This is a genomic window from Pedobacter ginsengisoli (assembly GCF_002736205.1).
GTDB classification, from domain to species: domain Bacteria; phylum Bacteroidota; class Bacteroidia; order Sphingobacteriales; family Sphingobacteriaceae; genus Pedobacter; species Pedobacter ginsengisoli_A.
Window position 1 is genome coordinate 388,163 of the sequence record NZ_CP024091.1, and the last position, 23,933, is coordinate 412,095.

24 protein-coding genes are annotated in these 23,933 nt (G+C 37.0%); 10 read left to right on the plus strand and 14 right to left on the minus strand.

Annotated features, from left to right (window positions below):
• Nucleotides 1–8 precede the first annotated feature (8 nt).
• Nucleotides 9–425, plus strand: a complete 417-nt coding sequence (locus CPT03_RS01490; RefSeq protein WP_099437181.1) for an OsmC family protein — start codon at nt 9–11, stop codon at nt 423–425.
• Nucleotides 426–483: 58 nt separating this feature from the next.
• On the opposite strand, the gene CPT03_RS01495 is transcribed toward CPT03_RS01490, so the two are convergent.
• The 5 genes from CPT03_RS01495 to tgt form a co-directional block, all read right to left on the minus strand.
• Nucleotides 484–762, minus strand: coding sequence for a LapA family protein (locus CPT03_RS01495; protein ID WP_099437182.1), 279 nt, complete (start codon nt 760–762; stop codon nt 484–486).
• A gap of 3 nt (nt 763–765) precedes the next feature.
• Entirely contained in the window at nt 766–3,576 is a 2,811-nt protein-coding gene (locus CPT03_RS01500; protein WP_099437183.1) for a TolB family protein, read from the minus strand.
• Between the two features lie 458 nt (nt 3,577–4,034).
• Nucleotides 4,035–4,829: a DMT family transporter gene (locus tag CPT03_RS01505; RefSeq protein WP_245869943.1), complete on the minus strand. Its 795-nt coding sequence runs from the start codon at nt 4,827–4,829 to the stop codon at nt 4,035–4,037.
• The gene (locus CPT03_RS01510; protein WP_172954121.1) at nt 4,795–5,898 is read right to left on the minus strand and encodes an LptF/LptG family permease; all 1,104 of its coding nucleotides are present in this window, start codon (nt 5,896–5,898) and stop codon (nt 4,795–4,797) included. Before CPT03_RS01510 ends, CPT03_RS01505 begins: the two co-directional genes overlap by 35 nt.
• Complete coding sequence (gene tgt, locus CPT03_RS01515; protein WP_099437185.1) at nt 5,899–7,029, minus strand: tRNA guanosine(34) transglycosylase Tgt; 1,131 nt, start codon at nt 7,027–7,029, stop codon at nt 5,899–5,901.
• 172 nt (nt 7,030–7,201) lie between these two features.
• Here tgt and CPT03_RS01520 point away from each other — a divergent pair, with 172 nt between their 5' ends.
• Complete coding sequence (locus CPT03_RS01520; protein ID WP_099437186.1) at nt 7,202–8,323, plus strand: glycosyltransferase; 1,122 nt, start codon at nt 7,202–7,204, stop codon at nt 8,321–8,323.
• A complete protein-coding gene (gene rsmG / locus CPT03_RS01525) occupies nt 8,314–8,946 on the plus strand; it encodes a 16S rRNA (guanine(527)-N(7))-methyltransferase RsmG (RefSeq protein ID WP_099437187.1) in 633 nt (210 codons plus the stop codon). Before CPT03_RS01520 ends, rsmG begins: the two co-directional genes overlap by 10 nt.
• A 3-nt stretch (nt 8,947–8,949) precedes the next feature.
• Here rsmG and CPT03_RS01530 read toward each other — a convergent pair whose 3' ends face one another.
• On the minus strand, nt 8,950–10,374 hold the full coding sequence (locus tag CPT03_RS01530; RefSeq protein ID WP_099437188.1) for a M56 family metallopeptidase: 1,425 nt from the start codon (nt 10,372–10,374) through the stop codon (nt 8,950–8,952).
• Complete coding sequence (locus CPT03_RS01535) at nt 10,371–10,706, minus strand: BlaI/MecI/CopY family transcriptional regulator (RefSeq protein WP_410522623.1); 336 nt, start codon at nt 10,704–10,706, stop codon at nt 10,371–10,373. The genes CPT03_RS01530 and CPT03_RS01535 overlap by 4 nt, the downstream gene beginning before the upstream one ends.
• A gap of 178 nt (nt 10,707–10,884) precedes the next feature.
• Between CPT03_RS01535 and dprA the strand changes: the two genes are divergently transcribed.
• Nucleotides 10,885–11,976, plus strand: a complete 1,092-nt coding sequence (dprA, locus tag CPT03_RS01540; protein ID WP_099437190.1) for a DNA-processing protein DprA — start codon at nt 10,885–10,887, stop codon at nt 11,974–11,976.
• Between the two features lie 171 nt (nt 11,977–12,147).
• On the plus strand, nt 12,148–13,509 hold the full coding sequence (locus CPT03_RS01545; RefSeq protein WP_099437191.1) for a pyridoxal-phosphate dependent enzyme: 1,362 nt from the start codon (nt 12,148–12,150) through the stop codon (nt 13,507–13,509).
• 68 nt (nt 13,510–13,577) lie between these two features.
• On the opposite strand, the gene murA is transcribed toward CPT03_RS01545, so the two are convergent.
• From murA to CPT03_RS01575, 7 genes are all read right to left on the minus strand, one after another.
• Nucleotides 13,578–14,903 carry a UDP-N-acetylglucosamine 1-carboxyvinyltransferase gene (gene murA / locus CPT03_RS01550; protein ID WP_099437192.1) on the minus strand — a complete coding sequence of 442 codons (1,326 nt, stop codon included), beginning with the start codon at nt 14,901–14,903 and terminating at the stop codon, nt 13,578–13,580.
• Between the two features lie 38 nt (nt 14,904–14,941).
• Nucleotides 14,942–15,604 (minus strand): DUF4290 domain-containing protein, encoded by a 663-nt coding sequence (locus CPT03_RS01555; protein WP_099437193.1) that lies wholly within the window; start codon nt 15,602–15,604, stop codon nt 14,942–14,944.
• A gap of 132 nt (nt 15,605–15,736) precedes the next feature.
• Entirely contained in the window at nt 15,737–18,058 is a 2,322-nt protein-coding gene (locus CPT03_RS01560) for an ATP-dependent helicase (protein ID WP_099437194.1), read from the minus strand.
• 119 nt (nt 18,059–18,177) lie between these two features.
• Nucleotides 18,178–18,366 (minus strand): hypothetical protein, encoded by a 189-nt coding sequence (locus tag CPT03_RS01565; RefSeq protein ID WP_099437195.1) that lies wholly within the window; start codon nt 18,364–18,366, stop codon nt 18,178–18,180.
• On the minus strand, nt 18,353–18,607 hold the full coding sequence (locus CPT03_RS23020; RefSeq protein WP_245869944.1) for a hypothetical protein: 255 nt from the start codon (nt 18,605–18,607) through the stop codon (nt 18,353–18,355). Before CPT03_RS23020 ends, CPT03_RS01565 begins: the two co-directional genes overlap by 14 nt.
• Nucleotides 18,573–18,761 carry a hypothetical protein gene (locus CPT03_RS23025; RefSeq protein ID WP_245869945.1) on the minus strand — a complete coding sequence of 63 codons (189 nt, stop codon included), beginning with the start codon at nt 18,759–18,761 and terminating at the stop codon, nt 18,573–18,575. Before CPT03_RS23025 ends, CPT03_RS23020 begins: the two co-directional genes overlap by 35 nt.
• Nucleotides 18,762–19,043: 282 nt before the next feature.
• Nucleotides 19,044–19,670 carry a DUF6266 family protein gene (locus CPT03_RS01575; protein WP_157766314.1) on the minus strand — a complete coding sequence of 209 codons (627 nt, stop codon included), beginning with the start codon at nt 19,668–19,670 and terminating at the stop codon, nt 19,044–19,046.
• A gap of 958 nt (nt 19,671–20,628) precedes the next feature.
• On the opposite strand from CPT03_RS01575, the gene CPT03_RS01580 reads away from it, so the two are divergent.
• The 5 genes from CPT03_RS01580 to CPT03_RS01600 all read left to right on the plus strand — a co-directional run bounded on the left by CPT03_RS01580 (nt 20,629) and on the right by CPT03_RS01600 (nt 23,928).
• Entirely contained in the window at nt 20,629–20,913 is a 285-nt protein-coding gene (locus CPT03_RS01580) for a hypothetical protein (RefSeq protein ID WP_099437197.1), read from the plus strand.
• Nucleotides 20,914–21,123: 210 nt separating this feature from the next.
• Complete coding sequence (locus CPT03_RS01585) at nt 21,124–21,999, plus strand: hypothetical protein (protein WP_099437198.1); 876 nt, start codon at nt 21,124–21,126, stop codon at nt 21,997–21,999.
• Between the two features lie 232 nt (nt 22,000–22,231).
• A complete protein-coding gene (locus tag CPT03_RS01590) occupies nt 22,232–23,113 on the plus strand; it encodes a hypothetical protein (protein ID WP_099437199.1) in 882 nt (293 codons plus the stop codon).
• 12 nt (nt 23,114–23,125) lie between these two features.
• Nucleotides 23,126–23,551 carry a hypothetical protein gene (locus CPT03_RS01595; protein WP_157766315.1) on the plus strand — a complete coding sequence of 142 codons (426 nt, stop codon included), beginning with the start codon at nt 23,126–23,128 and terminating at the stop codon, nt 23,549–23,551.
• Nucleotides 23,552–23,670: 119 nt separating this feature from the next.
• Nucleotides 23,671–23,928 (plus strand): hypothetical protein, encoded by a 258-nt coding sequence (locus CPT03_RS01600; protein WP_099437201.1) that lies wholly within the window; start codon nt 23,671–23,673, stop codon nt 23,926–23,928.
• The last annotated feature ends 5 nt before the right edge of the window (nt 23,929–23,933 follow it).

The following is a 23,933-nucleotide window of genomic DNA, read 5'->3' on the forward strand; positions in this document are numbered from 1 at the left end:
ATTTACAAATGGAAATTAACCTGATACGTAAAAATAATAAATTTAACTTTGAAGCTCTGAACCCGGGTGGTCAAACTGTAGAGCTTGATGCTAAACCTGAAATTGGGGGAGAAGGTAAAGGATTCAGACCAATGGAGATGCTGTTGGTTGGTTTAGGAGGCTGCAGTGGAATTGATGTTGTGAACGTTTTAACAAAACAAAAAGAACCGCTGGATGATATTAAAATCAATATTAAGGCTACGCGTAAGGATCAGGAGATGCCACCAATATTTGATGTGATAAACATTCATTTTGATCTTTATGGAGCATTAAATGTGCAAAAAGTAGAAAGAGCACTTGCTTTAACTTTCGAAAAATATTGCTCAGTATCTAATATTTTGGAGCGTTCAGCTACGCTGAATTTTACATACGAAATTCATCAGTAAGGTCACTCTGATCTGAACCCCGTCATCTCTCCTAAAGTCGAGATGACGGCCATATCTCTTAACTGATGTAATCGCGATCCTCATCGCTTAAAGCCCTTTTTCGATCTTCAGGTTTTATTGGCGTATCAACCCTGTCATACGTGCTTAGTGTAGTTTTAGGTCTGCCGGCCCAATACCCCAGTATAAATCCAACAAAAGTACATACACCCACTACCAGCAGTTTAGAAATTTCCTTCTTTACAAAAATGAAGTTAAATTCTACAGCGTCTGTATTTATCATTAAAAAAATAGTAATGATGGCGGTAAATGCGATGATGAAAATGGTTTTGGTCTTCATGACTTAAAAGCTATAGTTTAAAATTAATTCTAATATAGGATTTTGATTATATACTTTGTTTACAAAAACACACCTGGCGCCAACATCAACAATTGGCTGATAGCGCAACAGGTTCATACTACTACGCAATTCAAAACCAAAAGTTTTAGGTTCTGCTAAATTTGTTTCCGAGCCAATGTTCTCGTAGTGGCAAAACATGCCTGCTCTCAGGTTTCTGATATAAGCCAGCGGGCCGATTTCAGCATCAGGAAAAACGATAGGGAAACGGTAATTGAAAAGCAGGGTGTTTCTAAGAATACTTTTTGCCCTGATGTTGCTATAGCCATAAACCGTATTGATTTCCTGATTGTACAACCTGATGCCCGAGGTGTTTTGGTAATTAAAGTTGGCAAGGAAGGAGTGGTTTTTTAGCACACCAGGGAAATACATAAATCCTTCGAAGGCAAATAAACTGCCCGCAAGATTTTCGTCGAACGGTTGGTGCATGTAAGAAATTCTGAATATCTGAGCCCATTTCGGAGCAATGTCTCTGGCTGCTTGTGCCGTACTGTGGTTAAAAGTGAAATTGTATTCCATCGGAAAAATTAATTTGCTGATGAAATTTTTGGGCAGGTTTTCGGGCTGGTACCGTTGGGTATAGCTGGTGAGTACGTTGAACGAAAAATTGTAACTCTCATTTAGCGCGTTTAAGCTTATTGGGACTGATGCCTGGAGTTGTATGTTGTTTTCTCTCCAATCGCCTTGCAGAACGCCTGATTTTGTGTTGTAGAGGGTTCTTCGGGGTCGGTTCCTGTAAGTTGCCCGCAGTATGGGGTAAAAACTTTTTAGGGTGAAGCCAGCGTTGTACTCAAATTTTTTCAGGTCGCGGTAATAATCAACTCCTGCAAAAAAACCAAAAGTGTTAAGCAGATTGTCGGAATTTAATTGCAGTCCGCCGCGGTATTCATTTTCTATAATCGGAATTATGCTGTGTACGTTGAACAGATTTGCCCACGTACGGTATGGTTTTGAAGTATAGGTGCTGTCGGGAATGTTGTCAAAAACATTCGTAGTGTTTTCCTGTCGTTGTGTTGCGCCTCCGAAATAAGCGAAGTTGTTTTCGCCCGGAGTTTTTGGCTGCAATGTCATTTCTGAAATTCCATAGCCCGATAGGGTGTAGTTATTGAAAATGATAGAAGTGGTGCTGTCGGCTTGTGTTGGGTTAAAGGCGCCGTATTTAGAAGCGCTCAGAGCGCTTATCTTTTTTGAAATGGTATCTATGCTGTAAATGTTGTCGATTCCGTTGTAGTGTGCGTTAAAAGCTATTCCTCGGCCAATGTATATTGGTCTGCTTATCTGCTGTTGCGTTTCTTTTAGCAGTTGTTCGTTTTTTTCCTCCCGGTCGGTAACCCATAAAGCCTTTCCTTTTTCGCTAACGCTGATGTAGGTGATCAGATTTGCTGTTGGGTTGTAGGAAGGCGTTTGCAGTATCAGGTTTTCCGGATTTGGGATGGTGTTTAGAATTTTGCCGGTTTCTGCATCAAGTTCTATCAGGTTGCACTTGTTGCTGAGGTCGAATTTTACTGCGACTATTTTTTTTCCATCGGCAGAGAGTGTGGGCGAGAAAATCCGGCTTCGGGTAGTTAGTTTTTTTTGTTGGCCGGTTTTTAGGTTGTAACTGCAAATTACGCTGTAGCTGCGCTGGCGATATCTTGGGTCGTAACGGATCTCATCCCAAACCACAGCATCGTTCGCGTAACTAAACCATGGCTGCTCCTGGTAACCGATGCTTAGTAGTTTCTTTTCTTTTTTTGCGCTGTCGATTATTGTGAAATGTGCTGTCTCTGCCTTGCTTTGTTTCAGTGTCAGAATTTCGCCGCTTTTAATTTTTACAGGGAGGAAGTAGTTTGTTGCAAATTTTGAATCCTTGTTTAGCGAAGGGTAATTTTCTGTTTCAGATTTTTCTGACTGCGCAGTCCATTCTTTTTTTAAAGTTTCGGTTGTTTTGTTAAACCATTTTTTTGTGCCGTTGCCGGTGAACTTTTTTAAACTGTTCGAAAAGGGGTAAGGTCTTATTGGCCTTTTACGGATGTCGGTAAGCAGGCTGTCGAAAATATTTTTTCCGAATTCTTTTCTGATGTTCGATGCCATCAGGTACCCGAGTTGGTAGTAACCGGGAGTGATGTCTTTTTCTGATCCAAAGCTGACTTTGCTGTATGAAAATTTTTTGCCTTCGAGTAAGCTGGTTCGGTAAGGCATGATCCATGAAGGCTGCCTTCCGCGACCGGCATTTGTAAGTGCAGTTTCGATGGTTACTGCATCGCCTTCAAAAAACCAAAGTGGGATGCTAACTCCAAACCAGGCGAAGTAAACATACTCGGGAAAAGGGTAGGCCTGTCCGCCGGTTAATTTGTCGAATTGAGCAACGTGTCGAAGCTCGTGAACGGCCAGGTTATTTAGCCAATCCTGACTGTCGAATTGTTGAGGAGGAGTGGTGTAAAATTCAGACTTTTTTGGAGCCAGCTGAACGAAGCCGTTTGCCATCACCCCACGGTTTTGAAGGACGAGTGGGAGGGTGGTTTTTTGTCTTCTCAGACTACCTCCAACACGAGGGTAAATGTAGCCCAGGGTATTGGCCATTCTTTGCGCTTCTTTTTCGAGTTCGTCCGGAAAGATGATCCTGAAGCCGGAAGCATTTATTTGCCGCCATTTTACACTAAGTGGGTTTTGTTCGCTGCCAAAAATCTGTGCAAAAGCACTATGTGAAATAATACTTAAAGTTATTGTAATTATTAATTTGATTATCAGTTTGTTTAACTCTTTATTTAGTGTCATATTTGTTGTTTACTAAAATAATTAGTAATTGTATTTTTTTGAAGGCTTATTTTGATGATTTTTTAATTTATATATATTAATTTAATTTTCTGATTTTCAAATAAATATATTAATTAATTAAAGAACTGATAATTCTGATTTTTGTGAATTTTTAGCGCTTAAACTGGGGTTTTTGAGTTTCTTGCGCTAATTGATTTCAGGTTGTCGGAATCTGCTGTTAAGGTACACTAATTAAGCTTAAAATACAACAAAAATTCTTTGTTAAAATTTCATAATGTATACGGAAATGATAAAACCGAAGCAATAAAATGCTGGCAAAATGTGCTGTATTTTTAGAAGAAATGGAGCGTTTTTTTGCGTCTGATTTTTATATTGCAGACGCTTTATTGATCTGTTGGTTATGGGATTTTGGAGGCCTTAAATCACTCCTTAAACCAGCTCTTTTAAGGCGCATTTTACTACTGTAAATTCTTTCTTTTTTTGTAGATAGGGTAAAGGAAAACTGAGCCTAAAATAAGCCCGGCCCCGAGGTAAAATCCAGTCGACATTGCCTCCTTGGTTCCGAAGAAAATGAAGGCTAGAAGGATGCCGTAAACAGGTTCGAGATTGGTGATGAGCGCTACTCTGAAAGCCGACAAAGTTCGCATCACAGACACGCCGGCAACATAGGCAAGTGCGGTACAAATGGTGCCTAAAACGGTAAGGTAAATCCAGTCGGTAAGGCTTAAATTAAACGCTTCAGTAAGCAGGCTTTGGTCGGCAAAACGATACATTGTGATCCAGAAAAAGGCACCCGAAATCTCATAAAATCCAATAATTTTATGGTCGCTTTTTTGGACTAAAGTTGAATTTATGGTGGCAAATAGGCTCGATGCAACAGCTGAAGCAAGTCCGAAAATGATACCCAAAGTATATTGCGATTCGAATTTAAAGATCATATATATGCCTGCAATGATGATTAAACCAACGATGACATCGGATATCTGTATGCGTTGTTTCTTTATCAGAGGCTCTAAAATTGCTGTAAAAAGGGTAAAGGAAGAGAGGCATACAAGGGCTACAGAGACTGTTGACACCTTAATAGCATGAAAAAACAGTATCCAGTGTACAGCTACTATGCTGCCGGTAAAAAAGAACTGTAAAAACTGCTTTTTAGTTACCCTGATACTGGTTTTGGTTACTGTGAAGTAGATAAATGGAGTTATGTAACCGGAGTCATTATTTAGGTGCTTTTCGCAGTAAATAATAGCCAAGCAGGCCAAAGAAAAGTGTGGGTGCAAGCACTGCAAATAGTGGAGAAGTGCCTCCTTTTAGGGAGAACATTTTGGCAAATTGGTTCATTACAATGTACCCAAAGCTTAATAAAATACCTATTCCAAGGGGTAAGCCAACGCCTCCGCGCACCTTTCTGGAGGATAGTGCAACCCCAATAAGAGTTAAAACAAATGCCGAAAGAGGGTGTAAATAGCGCTTATACTGCTCAAATAACAGGTCATTCCAGATACCTGTGCCTCTGGTTTTTTCCTTTCTGATTTTATCAGATAACTCTTTGTTGCTCAGGTTCTCAAATATGTTGTCGTAGGCCGAGAAATCATCAGGCCTCATATCCAGAACTGTGTCTTTAGGTTTGGTCATTTCCCTTACAAAGGTCTCTTTAAGGCCATTAATATACCTTACAGAGTAGTTTGTTAGCTTCCATGATCTTTTAAGAGAATCGTACGATATTTCTTCTGCAACGAGCTTTTTGGTTAGTACATCGCCTTTAAAATTATCTAATGAGAACCTGCTTCCCTTCTTTGTTTTATTGTCAAAACTATCCATGTAGATGTAGGTATTTGCATCTAATTTCATGTGGATGTTGTTCTTGCTTGGCGAAGCATTCTTCTTAACGTAGGTATTTTCGAAGCTGTTTTTAAGCTGATTTGTGTAAGGCAGTATGTACAGATTTGAGGCCAGATTTACAGAAAATATGATAAATGCTGATATAAAATAAGGCAAAAGGAAGCGGTTAAAACTTACTCCACCACTCAAAATAGGCACAATTTCGGTCTGATCAGCCATCTTCGCTGTAAAGAAAATTACAGCAATAAAGTTGATTAGAGGCGAAAGCATATTAACATAAAAAGGGATTGAACCTGCGTAATAGAGGGTTATAACCTGCCAAAAAGTAAGGTTTGCGCTTAGAAAATCGTCTAGCTTCTCCGACAAGTCAAAAATAACAATGATCACTACAAATAAGGTCAGGGTGTATAAAAACGTGCCCAGATACTTACTGATAATGTACCAATCAATGATTTTAATCCTGTCTTTAAAGAAACTCATCTATAATTTATTCCCTAAGATAGTTACCATTTTGTTTTTCCATGCATAAAACTCGCCTGTAATGATTTTTTCGCGGGCTTGTTTAACTAACCACAGGTAAAAATGTAGGTTGTGCAGGGTAGCTATTTGTGCACCAAGGATCTCTTTTGAGTGCATTAGATGCCTTAAATAAGCTTTAGAATACACTTGATCTGCATACAGATCGCTATCAGCTTCAATAGGCGAGAAGTCGTTCGCCCACTTCTTATTGCCAATATTTATGATGCCATTTTTAGTGAAAAGCATGCCGTTTCTGGCATTTCTTGTAGGCATTACACAGTCGAACATATCTACACCTAACGCAATATTCTCTAAAATATTGATTGGAGTACCAACACCCATTAAATAACGAGGCTTTTCGTACGGTAAAATATCGCATACAACCTCAGTCATTCCGTACATTTCTTCAGCAGGTTCACCAACCGATAAACCACCTATTGCATTACCCTCACGATCCATAGATGCAATAAATTCAGCTGATTTTTTTCTTAGATCCTTATAAACCGAGCCCTGTACAATAGGGAAAAGGGTTTGGTTAAAGCCGTATTTTGGTTCTGTTGAATCGAACCTTGCACAGCAGCGTTTTAGCCAGCGATGGGTCATATTAATAGACGAAGCTGCATATTTATAATCACAAGGATAAGGTGTACATTCATCAAAAGCCATAATAATGTCGGCCCCAATGGTACGTTGTATATCCATTGCATATTCAGGCGTAAACAGGTGTTTAGAACCGTCAATATGCGAGTTAAATGTAACGCCTTCTTCTTTTATCTTTCTTACCTGGCTTAAAGAATATACCTGATAGCCACCACTATCAGTTAAAATCGGGCGGTCCCAGCCAATGAATTTGTGTAATCCGCCGGCTTGTTCAAGTACATCTAAACCTGGTCTGAGGTATAAATGATAAGTATTTCCGAGGATTATTTTAGCATCGATATCATTTTTGAGCTCCCTTTGGTGTACCGCTTTAACTGTTCCGGCAGTGCCTACAGGCATGAAAATAGGGGTTTGTATCTCCCCATGGTCTGTTGTAATTGTTCCTGCTCTTGCTTTTGAATGTGTATCTTTTGCCTCTAAACTAAACTTCATCTGTGTACGTTTATTGATTTTTGATTATTTAGAAGTTCGTGTGTAAACTCCAGTTTCAGAAAATCAGGGCAAAAGTAGCAAAAAACCAGCTATTTACAGGCTAAATTTTTTATCAACATAAATGTACATTACAGATTAAAAATGAGAAATTTGCCGGTTACAAAAATACATCGTGGAATTAACCTTAATTGAGAGCTGCCTGCTCGGCGCTTTAATCTTTTGCTTTTTAGTACAGCTATATTTTAGCCTCTTTGTTCACTTAAAACTAGCTTTAGTTAAAATAGACCCTATCCCTGAAACAGGTAAAAAACCGTTAAGCGTGGTAATTTGTGCGCGTAACGAAGTTAAGAACCTCACAGAATATCTGCCGTCGGTTTTGGAACAGAATTATCCTGATTATGAGGTTATTGTAGTTAATGACAGATCGTGGGACGGAACACGTGAGCTGCTTGAATCTTTTGAAAAACAGTATAAACACCTTAAAGTTGTACAGATAAGCGAGGGAGAGAAATTTATAGCAGGAAAGAAATTTGCGGTAACGATGGGTATTAAGGCAGCCACAAATGAATGGCTTGTTTTTACAGATGCCGACTGTTTGCCAGCATCGCAAGATTGGTTATTGGGTATGCAGCAACCTGCAGATGAGCATACAGATATCCTTTTAGGCTACTCGCCATACATGAAAAAGAGAGGGATATTGAATGCTTTAATTCGTTTCGAGACATTTTTTACAGCAGTAAATTACCTTTCATTTGCATTAAAAGGTATGCCTTATATGGGTGTTGGACGCAATATGGCATATAAAAAATCGCTGTTTTTTAAGAAAAAGGGCTTTGCCGCACACATGCATATTCCTTCGGGCGATGATGATCTCTTCGTAAATGCGCATGCCACAAAAAGTAATACCGCAATTTCTATTAATAAAGATGCTCATGTTTGGAGTGAGCCTAATACAAGCTTTGGGGCTTATTTGAGGCAGAAAAAGAGACATTTTGGAGCAGGTAAATTATATAAGGGAAAACATAAGTTTATCCTTTCTTCACAAATTGTTATCCAATTCCTGTTTTATGCGTTATTTGTAGCTTTATTGTTTTTTAAAGCTACCTTATATATATCGCTTGGTGTTTTTGTGCTGAGCATTATAATCAGGTGTTTTGTTTATCCGCGTCTGTTAAAGCGGTTAAGTTATGGTAATTTGAGCTTTTGGTTTCCTGTTTTGGATATTCTATTGTTCATTTTCCTGGTGTTTAATGGCATTCTGTCTATATTTGTTAAAAAAGTACAGTGGAAATAAAGTCTACTCTTATACAGAAATATTTTAAAGGGCTAACTGATCAGCAGATAGCTCAATTCGATCAATTGTATGAATTATACAGTTTTTGGAACTCCCAGATCAATGTAATTTCAAGAAAAGATATTGATGAATTGTATGAACGTCATATTCTGCATTCGTTGGGAATTGCTAAATTCTGCACTTTCAAAGCAGGAGAACGGGTACTGGATGTTGGTACCGGAGGTGGATTTCCTGGTATTCCGTTAGCTATTCTTTTCCCCCAAACCCATTTTCATCTGGTAGATTCTATTGGTAAAAAAATTAAAGTAGTTACTGAGGTAGCCTCAGCACTGGGTTTAAAGAATGTTAAGGCGAGTCATTTAAGAGCTGAACAGATTACCGATAAGTACGATTTTGTGGTGTCAAGAGCAGTTACCAGGCTTATAGATTTTTACCCGTGGGTTAAAGGTAAGTTTAATAAAGACTCTAAAAATGCCATTCCTAATGGTATACTATACTTAAAAGGTGGTGATTTGAAGGAAGAGATTTCTGAATCACGACTGAAAGCGGAATTGTATCCGCTTTCAGATTACTTTGAAGAAGAGTTTTTTGAAACTAAATTCGTGGTTTATATCCCGCAGTAGAGGTTAATTGTCTGGGTTGGCTTCGAAAGTAACGGTACCTTTTTGTATTATTTTGGCACCATCTTTTGTAGGTTTTCCTAGTTTTTCTTTAGAGTCATTTTTAGATGTTCCCAAGTTCCCTATCCCTGTAAAAGTGATTCTTTGACTCTTTATTTCCTTTGCCGGTTCTCCATTCTTGTTATTTGAAGTGATACCGTCATTTTCTTTAATAGTTATTGATTTTCCTTCCTCTTTTACTGGCTCAACAGGCGGTGGTGGAGGAGGTACCAGTTTATCAGGAACTACTATCGGTGGCGGAAATTTCACTTTTTCACCTGATTTGGCTCTTTTTGGTCGCGCGGGTGCATCAGGTTTTACGATTGGTGGCGGGAATTTGACGGTTTTAACTTTAGGGGGTGGCGGTGGCGGTGGCGCAATCCTAACTTCTACAACCTCGCCTTTTTTTGTTGGTTTGGATTTTACATCTGATTTAGTCTTAAACTCTTTTGCTTCACTTGCTTTTTTCTTAGGCGTTTCCTGTTTTACGGTTTGATTGACCTCGTATTTCTCCGGATACAGGTCTATCATCGCATAATCTTTAGTGAACGCCATAGTGGATGCACAGAGCATTCCTCCGGCAATTGGCAATGCAAACAGGAGTTTGAGCCTTGCTCTTCCCGTTGACTTTTCTTTGTTTAACATGTTAATTCTCCTTTTTAATATTGATTGATTGAATATTTGATTGGTAAGCTGATTAGACACAATACCGAAGGAGTTTTGAATCAAAAACATAGCGTACTGATGTTTCTGGATATCCTTACCTGTTGTAATGTCGTCAGCAATGTATTCGTGCAGCAGCTTAATTTCCTTTTTAATAAAATAAGTAACCGGATTAAACCACGATACTATCTGTATAATTTCAAAGAAAATAATGTCTAAGCTGTGTTTCTGCTGTATATGCACCATTTCATGCTTAAGAACAGTGTGTTTCTCCTGTACAGCCGGGTTTAAGAACAATAGATTAAAGAATGAGAATGCGGCATGAGATTCATCCAGTTCTACATATGTAATCCTGCCTGCCCTCTGTTTATTAGCATTAATAGAAAGTAAAATGATCTTATAGATGCTAATTCCCATTTTTATGGCAAAAGTTAAAGCTATAAGGAGGTAGCAGTATACCAACAGTTCATTTAGGGTAATAGCACTGGTCTTTTCTGTTGCTTGTGCCAATTGAACCGACAAAACCCTGACTTCCTGTTGCTTGTTTAATAAATTATTAAGGTATCCTACCTGCAAAAGTGGAATAATAAAAGCTATAATACTTGTAATAATAAGGTAGTATCTATTTAATGAATAGAAAGTTTCCTTATGTAAAAGCAAACGGTAGAAGCCGTAAAACGCAGCTAAATATAGATTAGCCTCCAGCAGATAGTACAACCAGTTCATCATTTCTTGTTTTTAAGTTTTTCGGCAAGTTGGATCAATTCGTCGAGCTCATCCATGTCCATGTTTTTCTCTTTTACAAGGAAGGATACCAGGCTCTGATAAGAATTTTCGAAGTAATTGTTCATTACTTTATCAAATGCAAAGTGCTTGTATTCGGCTTCAGTTATTATTGGGAAGTAAATGTGAGTGTTGCCAACGGCTTTATGATCTATAAACCCCTTGCCTTCTAATACTCTGATTACCGTTGATACTGTATTGTATGCTGGTTTTGGTGGGGTCATTTTGTCTATAACATCCTTTACCAAACCCTCTTTTATTTCCCATAAAATTAGCATTACCTGTTCTTCCGCCTTTGTAAGTTCTCTCATCATGTATTAAATATTGTTGTTAATTAAAGTTACTACTATTTTTATAGTTTGCAAACTATTTTTGTAGTTTGTTTTTAATTATCTGATTTACAGGTGTATATTTTGAATTGCTGGTTAACAGGTAAATTAATATATAATTTAGCCCATGAGTTTAATCCACAAAATAGGCCTCACATTAATTAAAAGTGTGGGGCATGTAATCGCCAAAAGCTTACTTGAGCATTTTGGTACAGCAGAGGCTATATTTAAAGCAACAAGAAAGGAATTATTGCAAATTCCCGGAATAGGACCTGTAACTGCGGACCAGATTTTAGCTAATGATGCATTAAAAATTGCCGAAGAGCAATTGAAATTTATTAAAAAGCATAAGGTGGATGTTTTATTTTATACTGATGATAACTATCCTAAACGGCTAAAAAACTGTTTCGATGCGCCAGTGCTGTTGTATTATAAAGGTACTGCAGATCTTAATCATGGTAGGATTATAAGCATTGTTGGCACCAGAAAAGCTACAGAATACGGCAGGCAATTGTGTAAACAGTTGGCTGTAACTTTGGCTGATTATGATGTTGTTATAGTTAGCGGCCTGGCATATGGCATTGATATAGCTGTTCATAAAGAAAGCTTATATCAAAATATTCCTACCGTTGGAGTGCTTGCACATGGATTGGATAGGATTTATCCGCCTTTACATCAGCCAATAGCTCAAAAAATGGTATTAAATGGCGGTCTGCTAACAGAATTTTCCCTGCACACCAATCCCGATAAGGAGAATTTTCCTAAGCGAAACCGCATTATTGCAGGGCTTGCCGATGCCACAATAGTAGTAGAAGCAACCGCTAAAGGGGGTGCATTAATTACCGCTGATATTGCAAATTCATATCACCGCGATGTGTATGCTTTTCCTGGCAAAACAACCGATGTAAGCTCTGAAGGTTGCAATTTTTTAATTAAAACGAATAGGGCAGCGCTGATTAATCATGCAAAAGATTTGGTTTATTACATGGGATGGCATGAAGTGAAACCAAAAAAAACAGAACAAACTCAATTATTAATAGGGCTCTCAAATGAGGAACAGAAAATTGTTGATCTTTTACGAAGATCTTCTTTAAGGATTGATGAGCTTTCTTTGCAAACAGAAATACCTCAAAGCAAGCTTGCCATGCATTTGTTAAACCTTGAAATGCAGGGAATTCTGATTTCTTTACCAGGTAAAATGTATAAACTTAGTGGTTAGGCCCAGCCAGGTCTGTAATGAAATTTTTTATATACCTATATATTGCTTTGTTTGTAAGTCTATTGGAGTACTAGATTAAAATAATATTCTATAAATTCCGTTATTTCAATATTAAATTATGAATATCTATTTATAAATAAAATTCCAATCTTCAATCTGTATTTTTGTGTCATGTGGTACAATAATATTTTAGAAACCATTGGTAATACTCCACTGGTAAAATTGAATAACATTACAAAGGATATTCCTGCTACTATATTGGCTAAAATTGAGACAACCAACCCAGGTAACTCAATAAAAGACCGTATGGCAGTTAAAATGATAGAAGATGCTGAGAAAAGTGGTAAACTGAAACCTGGCGGTACTATTATAGAAGGAACATCAGGAAATACCGGTATGGGATTGGCCATGGCGGCCATTATTAAGGGCTATAAGTGTATTTTTACTACTACCGACAAGCAATCGAAAGAAAAGGTAGATGCTTTGCGTGCGTTTGGTGCTGAGGTAATTGTATGTCCAACTAATGTTGAACCTGAAGATCCAAGGTCTTACTATTCGGTATCTACACGTTTAGAGCGTGAGGTTCCGAATTCCTGGAAGCCAAATCAGTACGATAATTTATCGAACTCCCAGGCTCATTATGAGCAAACTGGTCCCGAAATATGGGCACAAACTGAAGGAAAGATCACGCATCTGGTAGTTGGTGTTGGTACCGGCGGCACTATTTCTGGTACCGGAAAATACCTTAAAGAACAGAACCCCAATATTAAGGTGTGGGGTATTGATACCTACGGATCGGTTTTTAAAAAATATAAGGAAACTGGAATATTTGATAAAAATGAGGTTTATCCTTACATAACCGAAGGTATTGGAGAAGATTTTCTTCCTAAAAATGTAGATTTTGATATCATAGACCTTTTTGAAAAGGTAACAGATAAAGATGCTGCCCTGATGACACGTGATATAGCACGCAAAGAGGGGATTTTTGTTGGTAATTCAGCTGGTTCTGCAGTTGCCGGACTGTTACAATTAAAGGATAAACTAAAACCTGAAGATGTTGTAGTGATTATATTTCATGATCATGGCAGCAGGTATATGGGTAAAATGTATAACGAAGATTGGTTGAGGGAGCGAGGCTTTTTAAAAGACGAAAAGCTTACTGCTGCTACAATTATCGACAAAAAGGACAAAACAGAAATTGTAACAATTGATTGCGAAAAAACCATTCTTGAAGCAATTAATACGATGCATATGTTAAATATTTCGCAGATTCCGGTTACCCAAAAGGAGATGGTTGTGGGCAAACTCGCCGAAGGAGATATTTTAAAAGCATTAATGGAAAATCCATCGCTTAAATCGGCTAAGGTTCAGGAGATTATGTCATCTGGTTTTCCTTTTGTTGACCTCAACACATCAATTGATAGAATTTCTGCGTTAATAAACAAAGAAAACAGTGCAGTACTGGTTGAAACTGAGGGTGGTAAGATCGAAATTATCACTCAATACGATATAATTAACGCTATTTCTGCTTAAATAAGCAACCGAGACAAAAAACCACTATACAATAAAAAAGCCCCGATTGGGGCTTTTTTATTTATGATTTAATGCGATGGGGCAGAAGCTTCGATACGCTTAATTTGTGCACCTAATGCACGTAAGCGAATGTCAATATCCTGATAACCACGTTCAATTTGTTCGATATTAAAGATTGTAGATTTTCCTTCGGCAGATAGTGCTGCAATTAGTAGAGAAACCCCTGCACGTATATCTGGAGATGTCATGCTGATACCTCTAAGTTTGTATTTCTTGTCAATACCATTAACTGCTGCTCTATGTGGGTCACAAAGAATGATCTGAGCACCCATATCAATCAGTTTATCCACAAAAAATAGTCTGCTTTCAAACATTTTCTGATGAATAAGTACGTTTCCTCTGGCTTGTGTAGCTATAACCAGCACAATACTTAAAAGATCGGGAGTAAAGCCCGGCCATGGAGAATCGGCAATGGTTAGCATGGAACCATCTATAAACGACTCAATTACATAATGTTTTTGAGAAGGGATATAGATATCATCACCACGTAATTCAAATTTTATACCCAGCTTTCTAAATACATCAGGAATTACCCCAAGCTCAGAATAGCATACGTTTTTAATGGTAATTTCAGACTCAGTCATTGCTGCCAAACCTATGAATGAACCTATTTCAATCATATCAGGAAGCATTCTGTGTTCAGTACCACCAAGTTTTTCAACTCCTTCAATAGTAAGAAGATTAGAACCTACACCGGTAATTTTTGCACCCATACGGTTTAGCATCTTGCATAATTGTTGCAAGTACGGTTCGCATGCAGCATTATAAATGGTTGTAGTACCTTTAGCAAGTACAGCTGCCATAACAATATTAGCTGTACCCGTTACAGAAGCCTCATCTAATAGTATATATGCCCCTTTAAGGTTTGTTGCATCAACGTTAAAAAACTCTTTTTTAGAGTCGTAAATAAATTTAGCGCCTAATTTTTCAAAGCCTAAAAAGTGGGTGTCTAGCCTTCTTCTGCCTATTTTATCGCCACCCGGTTTAGGGATTGCAGCAGTTCCAAATCGTCCCAAAAGCGGGCCTACTATCATAATAGAGCCTCTTAAACCGCCACCTTTAGCTTTAAAAGTATCAGATAAAAAGAAGTTAAGATCAATATTTTTAGCTTCAAAAGTGTAAGTATCTTTAGATAAACGCTCTATACTAACACCCAGGTCGCCTAACAATTCAATAAGTTTGTTTACATCCTTAATGTCTGGGATATTGCTGATGGTTATTTTCTGATCTGTTAATAAAACAGCAGCAATGATCTGTAAAGCCTCATTTTTTGCTCCCTGAGGATGAATTTCACCCTTTAACTTCTTTCCACCAATTATTTCGAATGCGTTCATACTACTGTTAAGGATCTAAATTTTAAAATCGGTAAGGATTAATGTCTTTGTTTAGGATTATTATTACGTTGCTGACGGTTGTTGTTATTTTGTCGGCCTTTGTTATTTCTATTTCGGTTGTTGTTATTAGAAGGTCTGCTTACAACAGGTTTAAATTCAACCTTATTTAAGTTAATATTGTCGTCTAATTGAAGCTGACCGCCAGATAGTTCACGTAAATTTTTGAAGATTGTTTCATCAGCTACGCTATCTTTATTCCAGGTAACGTAAGCCATTTTCATGAAATTTGCTATACCTTGTACCATTGCAGCTCTGCGTTCCGGTTCATCAACAGCTTTAGCTTTTTCAATCATTACTTCAACGGTTTTGCCGTAATGTTTGTATTTTATTTTTTGCTGAGGATACCCAATATGATTAGGTTTTATTAAAGCCGCTTCAGGGGTAGGCTTAGGGTAAGGGCTATCTACATCTATCTTATAACCTGATATAATATGTAAATGGTCCCAAAGTTTATGTTTAAAATCGGCAACATCCCGTAAATGAGGATTTAAGAATCCCATTAGGTCAATTACCGCCTGAGCATATTTATTACGTTCTTCACGATCGGGTAATTCTATAATGTACTTAACCATGTTCTGTACATTACGGCCATATTCGGCCAGAATTAATTCGTTTCTTGTGGTATTATAGTCGAAATTCATTTAATTTATTTCTATGAAGTAGTCGTTCAGGAATAACGGCTAAATTTCTATTTTTTATATAATTCTAGTTAGTGATTATTTATAAGCGTTATGATCCTGCTTAAGTTAATGCAGATATAGCAAATATATATCTTATTTAACAATTCGCAATTTAGCAAATTTTAATAATAACTGCTTATTACCCAGTCCCTGAAAAAATACAGTAGCTTTTACATCAGGTAAAGTGCCTTCTAAATTAACAATTTTACCAAAACCAAACTTCTCATGCTCTACTTCCATGCCATTTTGGAACAAATTAGCAGCATCCGGAGCAAAACCAGGAGTTGGTACGTGAGCCTTTGGAAGCAATGAAGTGGTTTTTGGACGGGCAGCAGGAGAGCTTGTTCCTGTTGCAGTGCCCGACGAACTTGTCATCGCAGGTTTTGGTTTGCTAAAGCTATCCCTTTGCTGTGTCCAGCTTCTGCGTTCGTTATCAAAACTATCCTGTCCTAAATTGCTTTTGGCAGGTTTTACAACCTCAATTTCTAAATAACGGGCATTAATTTCATTAATGAACCTGCTTGGTTCACAGTTTGTTAAAGTTCCCCAGCGGTATCTTGAAGTAGCATATGTTAAAGTCAGCTTTTTCTCGGCCCTTGTTATAGCCACATAAAATAAGCGACGTTCTTCCTCCAGATCAGTACGCGAGTTCAGACTCATTTGTGATGGGAAAAGGTTCTCTTCCAAGCCAACAACGAATACGTTTTTAAACTCCAGTCCTTTTGCAGAGTGGATGGTCATTAACGAAACCGTATCTTTATCTTTTTCATCCTGTCTGTCGTCGTTGGTTAATAAAGCAATATCCTGCATAAAAATTGCAAGACTCCTGTCCTCAATATCCTCACGTTCAGCAAATTCTTTTATACCATTTAGTAACTCCTGAATGTTTTCGTATCGGCTACGGCCTTCAATACTATCGTCGGTATGTAATTCTTTTAATATGCCAGAGTGTTGTGCAATATAGAGTGCGGTTTCGTAAGCATCCAGTTTTTTAGACTCTGCAGCAAAGCTTTGTATCAGCATTGCAAAATCATTCAACTGATTTGCTATCCTTCCTTCTATATATTGTTGCGGATTGCATATTACCTGCCACATGGTGATGTCATGCTTATCGGCAGCAACTATGATCTTTTCAACGGTAGTATCTCCAAGTCCACGGCGAGGGTAATTGATTACCCTTTTTATAGCCTCCTCATCACTCGGATTAAAGGTTAAGCGGAAGTAAGCAATTAAATCTTTTATCTCTTTACGCTGATAGAAGGAGAGGCCTCCGTATATTTTATAAGGAATATTAAGTTTTCTTAAAGCCTCCTCCATAGCCCTTGATTGGGCATTTGTTCTATATAAAATGGCAAAATCGTTAAATTTAAGTCCATTCGAACTACGGTCCTGAACAATGGCTTCGGCAACTAATTTACCTTCCTCATTGTCTGTAAACGCACGTTGAACTTTAATCCTGTCGCCAGCCTCATTATCAGAGAAAACGTTCTTTTCAAGCTGGTTTTTGTTATTTGCAATGATGCTGTTTGCAACTTCAACAATGTTTTGGGTAGAGCGGTAGTTCTGCTCTAATTTATACACCTGCAAATCAGGATAATCGCGCTCAAAGTTTAATATGTTCTGGATATTTGCACCCCTAAAAGCATAAATACTTTGTGCATCATCACCCACAACACATATGTTTTGGTACGCAGCAGCCAGTTTTTTTACAATCGTATATTGCGAAAAGTTGGTATCCTGGTACTCATCAACCATCAGGTATTTAAATTTCTGCTGGTATTTATTTAATACATCCGGATGGTTTTTAAGCAAAACATTGGTTTTGAAAAGTAAATCATCAAAATCCATTGCCCCGGCTTTAAAGCACCGTTTGGTATATGTTTCGTAAATGGAACCCATTAAAGGGCGTTTATTGCTAATGTCTTCGGCCTGAATTTCAGGACTCTGAAGATACTCAGAATAAGAAACCAGGTTGTTTTTAGCAGATGAGATTCTGTTGTAAACAAAGTTGGCGTTGTACAATTTGTCGTCAAGCTGCAACTCTTTCAATATAGATCTGATCAGACTTTTGCTGTCGTCAGTATCATAAATTGTAAAGTTCGACGGATAACCAATTTTTTCAGCTTCAACCCTTAATATTTTAGAGAACACAGAGTGAAAAGTACCCATCCAGATGTTTTTAGCTTCCGGACCAACTACTTTCATAATCCTCTCGCGCATGTCTTTAGATGCCTTATTGGTAAAGGTAAGTACAAGAATATTAAATGGATCCACACCTTTTTGAATCAGATGGGCTACTCTATATGTAATTACACGCGTTTTACCGGAGCCAGCACCTGCAACAATCATTGCCGGGCCTTGTGTGTTTTCTACTGCTGCGCGTTGTTGGGGGTTTAAACCTGCTAAATAATCCAAAATCCGTTCCTGTTCTGCTTTGAGGGTATAATACTTAAGATATAATCTTTTTAGGTTACAAAGCTACATTTTTTAGGAGTTGTTTCAAAAAGTATCTGGTACTGTTTCCAATTCGAATTTTACTTAGACAGTGTTTTCAACAGCTCCTTGGCGGGAACAGATTTAACATTTCCATCTTTATCGCCAACTATCAAGTTTTCGTTGTTGGCCGCTGAAGATTCAGCAAGTTTACGAAGCGCCTTGTTAAGTCCTATCATTACCTTTTCAGTGAATGTAGAGTCCTGAATTATATGATCAATATTTTTCATGGCCTTGCTTTATTATTCTATCCCAAATATCGTTATTAAAAACTGTTTTTCCAAAGCTGTCGCTTTTAGCAATAACTTCAGGCATTAAATCCATATTATCAACCAAAGTCCACTCATTACAAATTGGCATATACAATTTTAATAGGTTTTTAATTCCACGGTAATATCTTCTTTTAATTACATCTTCGGGTATATTATGTCCTCCATTACTTACGCGTTTTGCTACCCGTTGTATTGCCATCTGAGGGGGAGCTTAACCAAAAATAAAGCAAGCTTACTTCATAGCCCTTTTCTTGTGCTTTCTTAACCATTGTAATGTAACTTCTTGTTGATAATGTGGTTTCAAACGCAAAATCAGCACCTTCATTCATTAATTCCTGGATGCGTCCTAACATTATTCTACCTGCTTCAAAAGCCACTCCCTCCGGATTGAAAGGTGAAATACCAGCTGCTATATTATATCAGCATTCACGAATTCTTTACAGTTCAGTATTTCTGGCAATATGGTATAACTAGCAGTGGTTTTACCTGCACCATTGCATCCTGCTATAATATATAGATTAGACATGATTACGAAGTTATCAAATATTGAGCAGCTGAGGTATATATTGTTACAAAGCATAAACTACATTTACGCTTTCTGATAAATCAATTAGCATAAATGTAGTTTAATTATTTTACTGGATACTTCCCAGGTACTTGCTGTTTCCTATTTTCTTCCTGTTTAAAGAACTAATACTTACATAAACTTCAAGCCTTTTGCCTGCCATTCCAGGGTTAAATTTAAAAGTACACTGTTTCTCGGTGCGCTTTACACCTCCAGAAAAACCATCTGTTTTATGCAGTTCAGGGCAATAAATTACCAGCATAACCTGATCATCAAAAGATGTATTTTTAATGTCGTTCTTAGACCAGTTAAGCTTTAAAACGTCGGGAGCCTGCAGCTCCATTGTTACATCTTCAACCATCGGTAAATTGCCTTTGCTGATTACAAATTCATGGTAAGCTACCATGTAATTTGGATATGAACCAATAACGGCCTTATGATAATTCTCAGAAAAAGCTGCACTAATCTCTGTTCTATGCTCTGCATGATGCATAAAGCCGATTGAAACATAAGGGTGGAAAGGTACCAGCAGTTCATTCATGAACCTTAACTTTTGCCTGCTTTCTATTTGAGCAGGGCTCTTTGTTTTCTTGGTTTTTTTCTTTGGAAGTTGACGTAAATAAGGAATACCTTTCCATATTCCTCCAATTACAGGGCCTATCTTACCAGATATTGCGCCTAAGATCCCTTTTTTCATTTTTGCCATTGTTTTTTAATTTTAAGTGTTAAATATTTAGTTAATTATCTTATTGTGCTCTATTACAACTACGCTTTTTTGGCTCCTTTTAGATCACCCTAAAAAGCGGTTAAGATGATAAGGGTCGTTCAGAGTCGTTTCAAAGTCGTTAAATAGTCGTCTGAAAGTCGTTTATTTAAGCTAGTTGAACCAGACCAAATCAGGCGTCAGTACAACGCTTATAACAATCCAAATCATTTCAGATTCAAAGTAAAACATAAAAGAAATATTATGGCAGTCCCAGGGGGTCCCGGACCCCCCTGTTAAAAAGGCTCAAAAATGCGGTCAGTTGGCTGGAATCAAAGAAATTTTTTTATTTATTTTTTTAGAAATAAGTGTTTTAACGAAATTTATTTCAATTTACTCAGGCAAAAAACCAAGGATAAGCTTACCTTTATTCTGATAGTAATAAGATTGGTATTCATCACTATACTCAATGGGGCAGTTCAATTCACGGGTCATATGATCTATGATGTCGGCAGCAAGCGAAGTTGTGATGTCGATTTTTTTGCAAGTTCCTCCAGATTTCCGGTTTTTCGTTCCGCAATCAACTTGTCAAACTGCTTACAATAAAACAACTTTTTTGATAAGCTAATTTGACTTAGCTTATTAATGGTTCTCTTTTTCAATTTTACTCTTCTTTGTATAGCGTGTTCAATTTATCGAGCTGTATCTCAGGATGAGCTTAATGATATTGCTGAACATCAGGTAAATTATTTGCACCAACAATTGAGGAAGCTGCTCAGTACGGAAAGTATAACTTTGGTCTAGATAAAATACCTAATACAGTTATTAAAGCAAATGTTCTGGCCAGTGTTATGAAAGAGGCTACTAAATTTGGAGCTGATGGAATGAGAGCTATTTCAATTCCTGCCAATCAATTACATTTGCTAAAAGTTAAACCTTTAAATCTTAGTCCATGGTTAAGGTAAATGCACAAATAAAACTTTATAAAAGTGGTCGTCATACACCATTCTTTACTGGGTATAGGCCTTTATTCAATTTTATAGATGAAATGAAAACTTCAGGCAGGATTAAACTGATAGACCGAAAAGAATTTCATCCTGGGGAGGAAGGAAATGTTGAAATATTATTTTTAAACAGGAAGTATCTCGGTGATGACTTTGGTGTTGGAAAAGTATTTTTCTTTGGCGAAGGCTCTAAATTTTTAGGAGAAGGAAGGGTAGTAGAAATACTAGAATAGTTATCCGTTGTTCTGTAGACTTCAACCCTAGGTAAAAAATGTCGTCTTTATATTCCATTTGTCAACAAAAGTATTGGACAGTTATAGTAATGAAAGTCATAATCATATTTGATAATGGGAATCTTGATAATTTTGAACGATGCATAACAGCCTCATCCGGAAGTTGTATTTGTAGATTTTAATGCAGAAGGTTTATAAACAAATAGGCAGATGAAAGAAATATTCGAATTTAGGGTCTATGAAAGGTATTACGATTTGTTGTCGAAGCCTAATAAAGCATTGTTTAATGGTGCCGTCTATATAATTAAAACCACTCGACAAGACCCTGTTTTTGAGGAATTACGTAAGGTTGATGAGTACGTAAGTAGTAATCTTAAAGGTATCATGTTTTCCTATACTACTATAAAGAGAGCTTATTCTGATCAGGAACTCAAGGATTCGAAACTTTTTCATTTTTGGCCGATAAAGCAATTTGGACCAACGGGAGAACAGTGTGGTACTGAGTACGACGATTCGGTTGCTTGTGATATATGTGGATCTGGAGGTAGACAAATATCACCTCTTTTTTTAGCAAAGGGTAAGATTCCTCAAAAAGATATTTCCCGCACATTCGGTGGAGAGGTAATTGTCTCCGAAAAGTTTGTGAGGTTGTTTAAAGAAAAAAAAATGCGGGGCGCAATCTTTAAGCCTGTGTATTTTAATAAAATAATCTCAAAATTTCATCAACTTATCCCCACATCAGAAAAATTAAACATTACTAGTTCAACAGTTGTAGGACGAAATGTATTTAACGCAATGCCTGAATATGAAAAACGCTCATCCTTAGGTGATAATCCTCGTCAAGACTATGTTTATTATAAATGCCCATTGGGGCACCTAATTGGCGGGAATCTAATTTCTGAACCCTATGTTGACGATCGTGTTAACTTCAAGGATTATGATATCTTCGAGAGCATTCAATATTATGGTGTAAGATTGAATTTATTACGGCCAGAACCACTTTATTTCTGTTCTCCTGAGTTTAGGGAAATGGTTATAGATGAGAAATTGACAGGCTTCGATTTTCAGATTGCCCGGGTTAAATAGGTGGTTAGAATTAAAAATTCTAAGAGTATTCAGAAATTCTGTAGGAATAATTCAAAAAAAAAACATTATAGTTAGGTATCTTCTTGTTGGAATTGATGAATTTGAAGTATTGACTACTAAATTTGTCGATTCATTCAATAGAAGGTTCAGAAAAATGGAGTTGATAGGAATCTTTGGTAAAGCCACCCATAATAACTAACAAAATATTATAATTACATTTCATAGAACATAAATGAAAGAATTATTTGAATTTAGAATTTTTAAAGACAATTATCATTTATTATCCCAGCCTAACCGCGCTGTGTTCAATGGGGCTATATGGGTATTAAAGATTACAGAGGAAGATCCATTGTTTCAAGAGATAGGCAGATTAAATGAGCATTTTAAGAAAAAATTGAATGATTTATTTTATGGAATAGGATTTTGTAGTAGAAGCTATACCAAAAGAGAATTGGATAGCGCTGATTTACTTCACCTTTTTACAAAAAAACAATTTCAACCAGTTGGTGAAGAATGTGGAACTATCTATAACGATTCTGTGGCATGTGAAATTTGTGGCGCCTATCCTGAGCAAACAGGGCCTCTCGTCTTGAAAAGAAAAAGTATCCCTAAAAGTGATGTAGCATCTACAATTGCAGGTGAAATGGTATTTTCAGAGAAATTTGTTGATTTATTTAAGAAAAGGAACTTTAAAGGGGCAAATTTTGAGCCTGTCTTTTTCGAAGATGGTCGCTCGGATTTTTATCAAATGAAATTTTTGACACCTGCTTTTTCAGTAGCAAAACCGACTAAAGTAGGATTGGATGTTTTTAACGATATGCCAGACTACGAAGACAGAAGCTGGTTTGATCAGCTTGGACGCGAAATTACTGAGCGTGTTCAATTCAAATGTCCAAAAGGACATTTGCTGGGAGGAAACCTGATTTCTGAGCTGTATGTTGATCGTTGTATTGATATTTTTGATTTGGACATTGCAACTACAAAGCAACTTGCAGGAACCAGAATGGGAGTCATCAGGCCTAGTGAAATCTTTCTTTGTTCCCAGTCTTTAAGACGGATGGTTGTAGATGAAAAGCTATTAGGGTTCTCTTTTGATGTTGCTCATATAAAGTAAATGGCTTATGATATGATACTGAAATCGAATGGTAATTATGTTGCAATTGAAATTAAAGATAATACAAATCGTATAAGTAATGATTACTGGGATGGGAATTGGTTAAAGTCCTTGATTAATATTCATTGCTGTGGATTTAAAGCTAACTTTTCTACAGATCTTAGAAGCACTGATTTTAAAAGTTTTCATGAAGACCTAATAAAATTATGTAACGATCAAGTTAAGCTTATCGAGTTTAAAACTCTGGAAGAGGGATTGTATATTAAGGGACAAATGGAGGCAACGGGAAACATTTTATGGGATGTGACTGCAAAAGATATGTTTGGGAATAGCTTAACCGTCTCACTTAGTACGGATAATTTTTCGCTTAATTTACTAATTAATGAAGTAAAAGATATATTAACTCAATATCCTGTTTTGGGAGATTCTAAAATTTAAGCACCTTCATTTAAAATTGATAAAATGAATGATAATCTGAATTATATAGTTATTGTAGCAATTGTTATTTCTGGTATTATTTGCCTGAGAATAAAAGACAAGTATAGTAAGCAATTTCCATGGAAAATATTCCAACTGAATTACGTGTTTTGGTTCCTTTGCTAAATAAATGGTGCATTTCTGATGATGTTGAAAGAGCTAGGCTGTTAGAGAAAACGTCAAAAAATAAGAAGGAAGAATTGATGAATACCGTTAATCCACTATTGCCAAAAATTAATACATTTTTAGATTCTTTTGGGGATGATCCATTAAGTGATGAAGCAATTCTTCTGGGGGATTTAGCGCAATTAGTGTGTGAACTGAATTTAGAGGAATAATAACT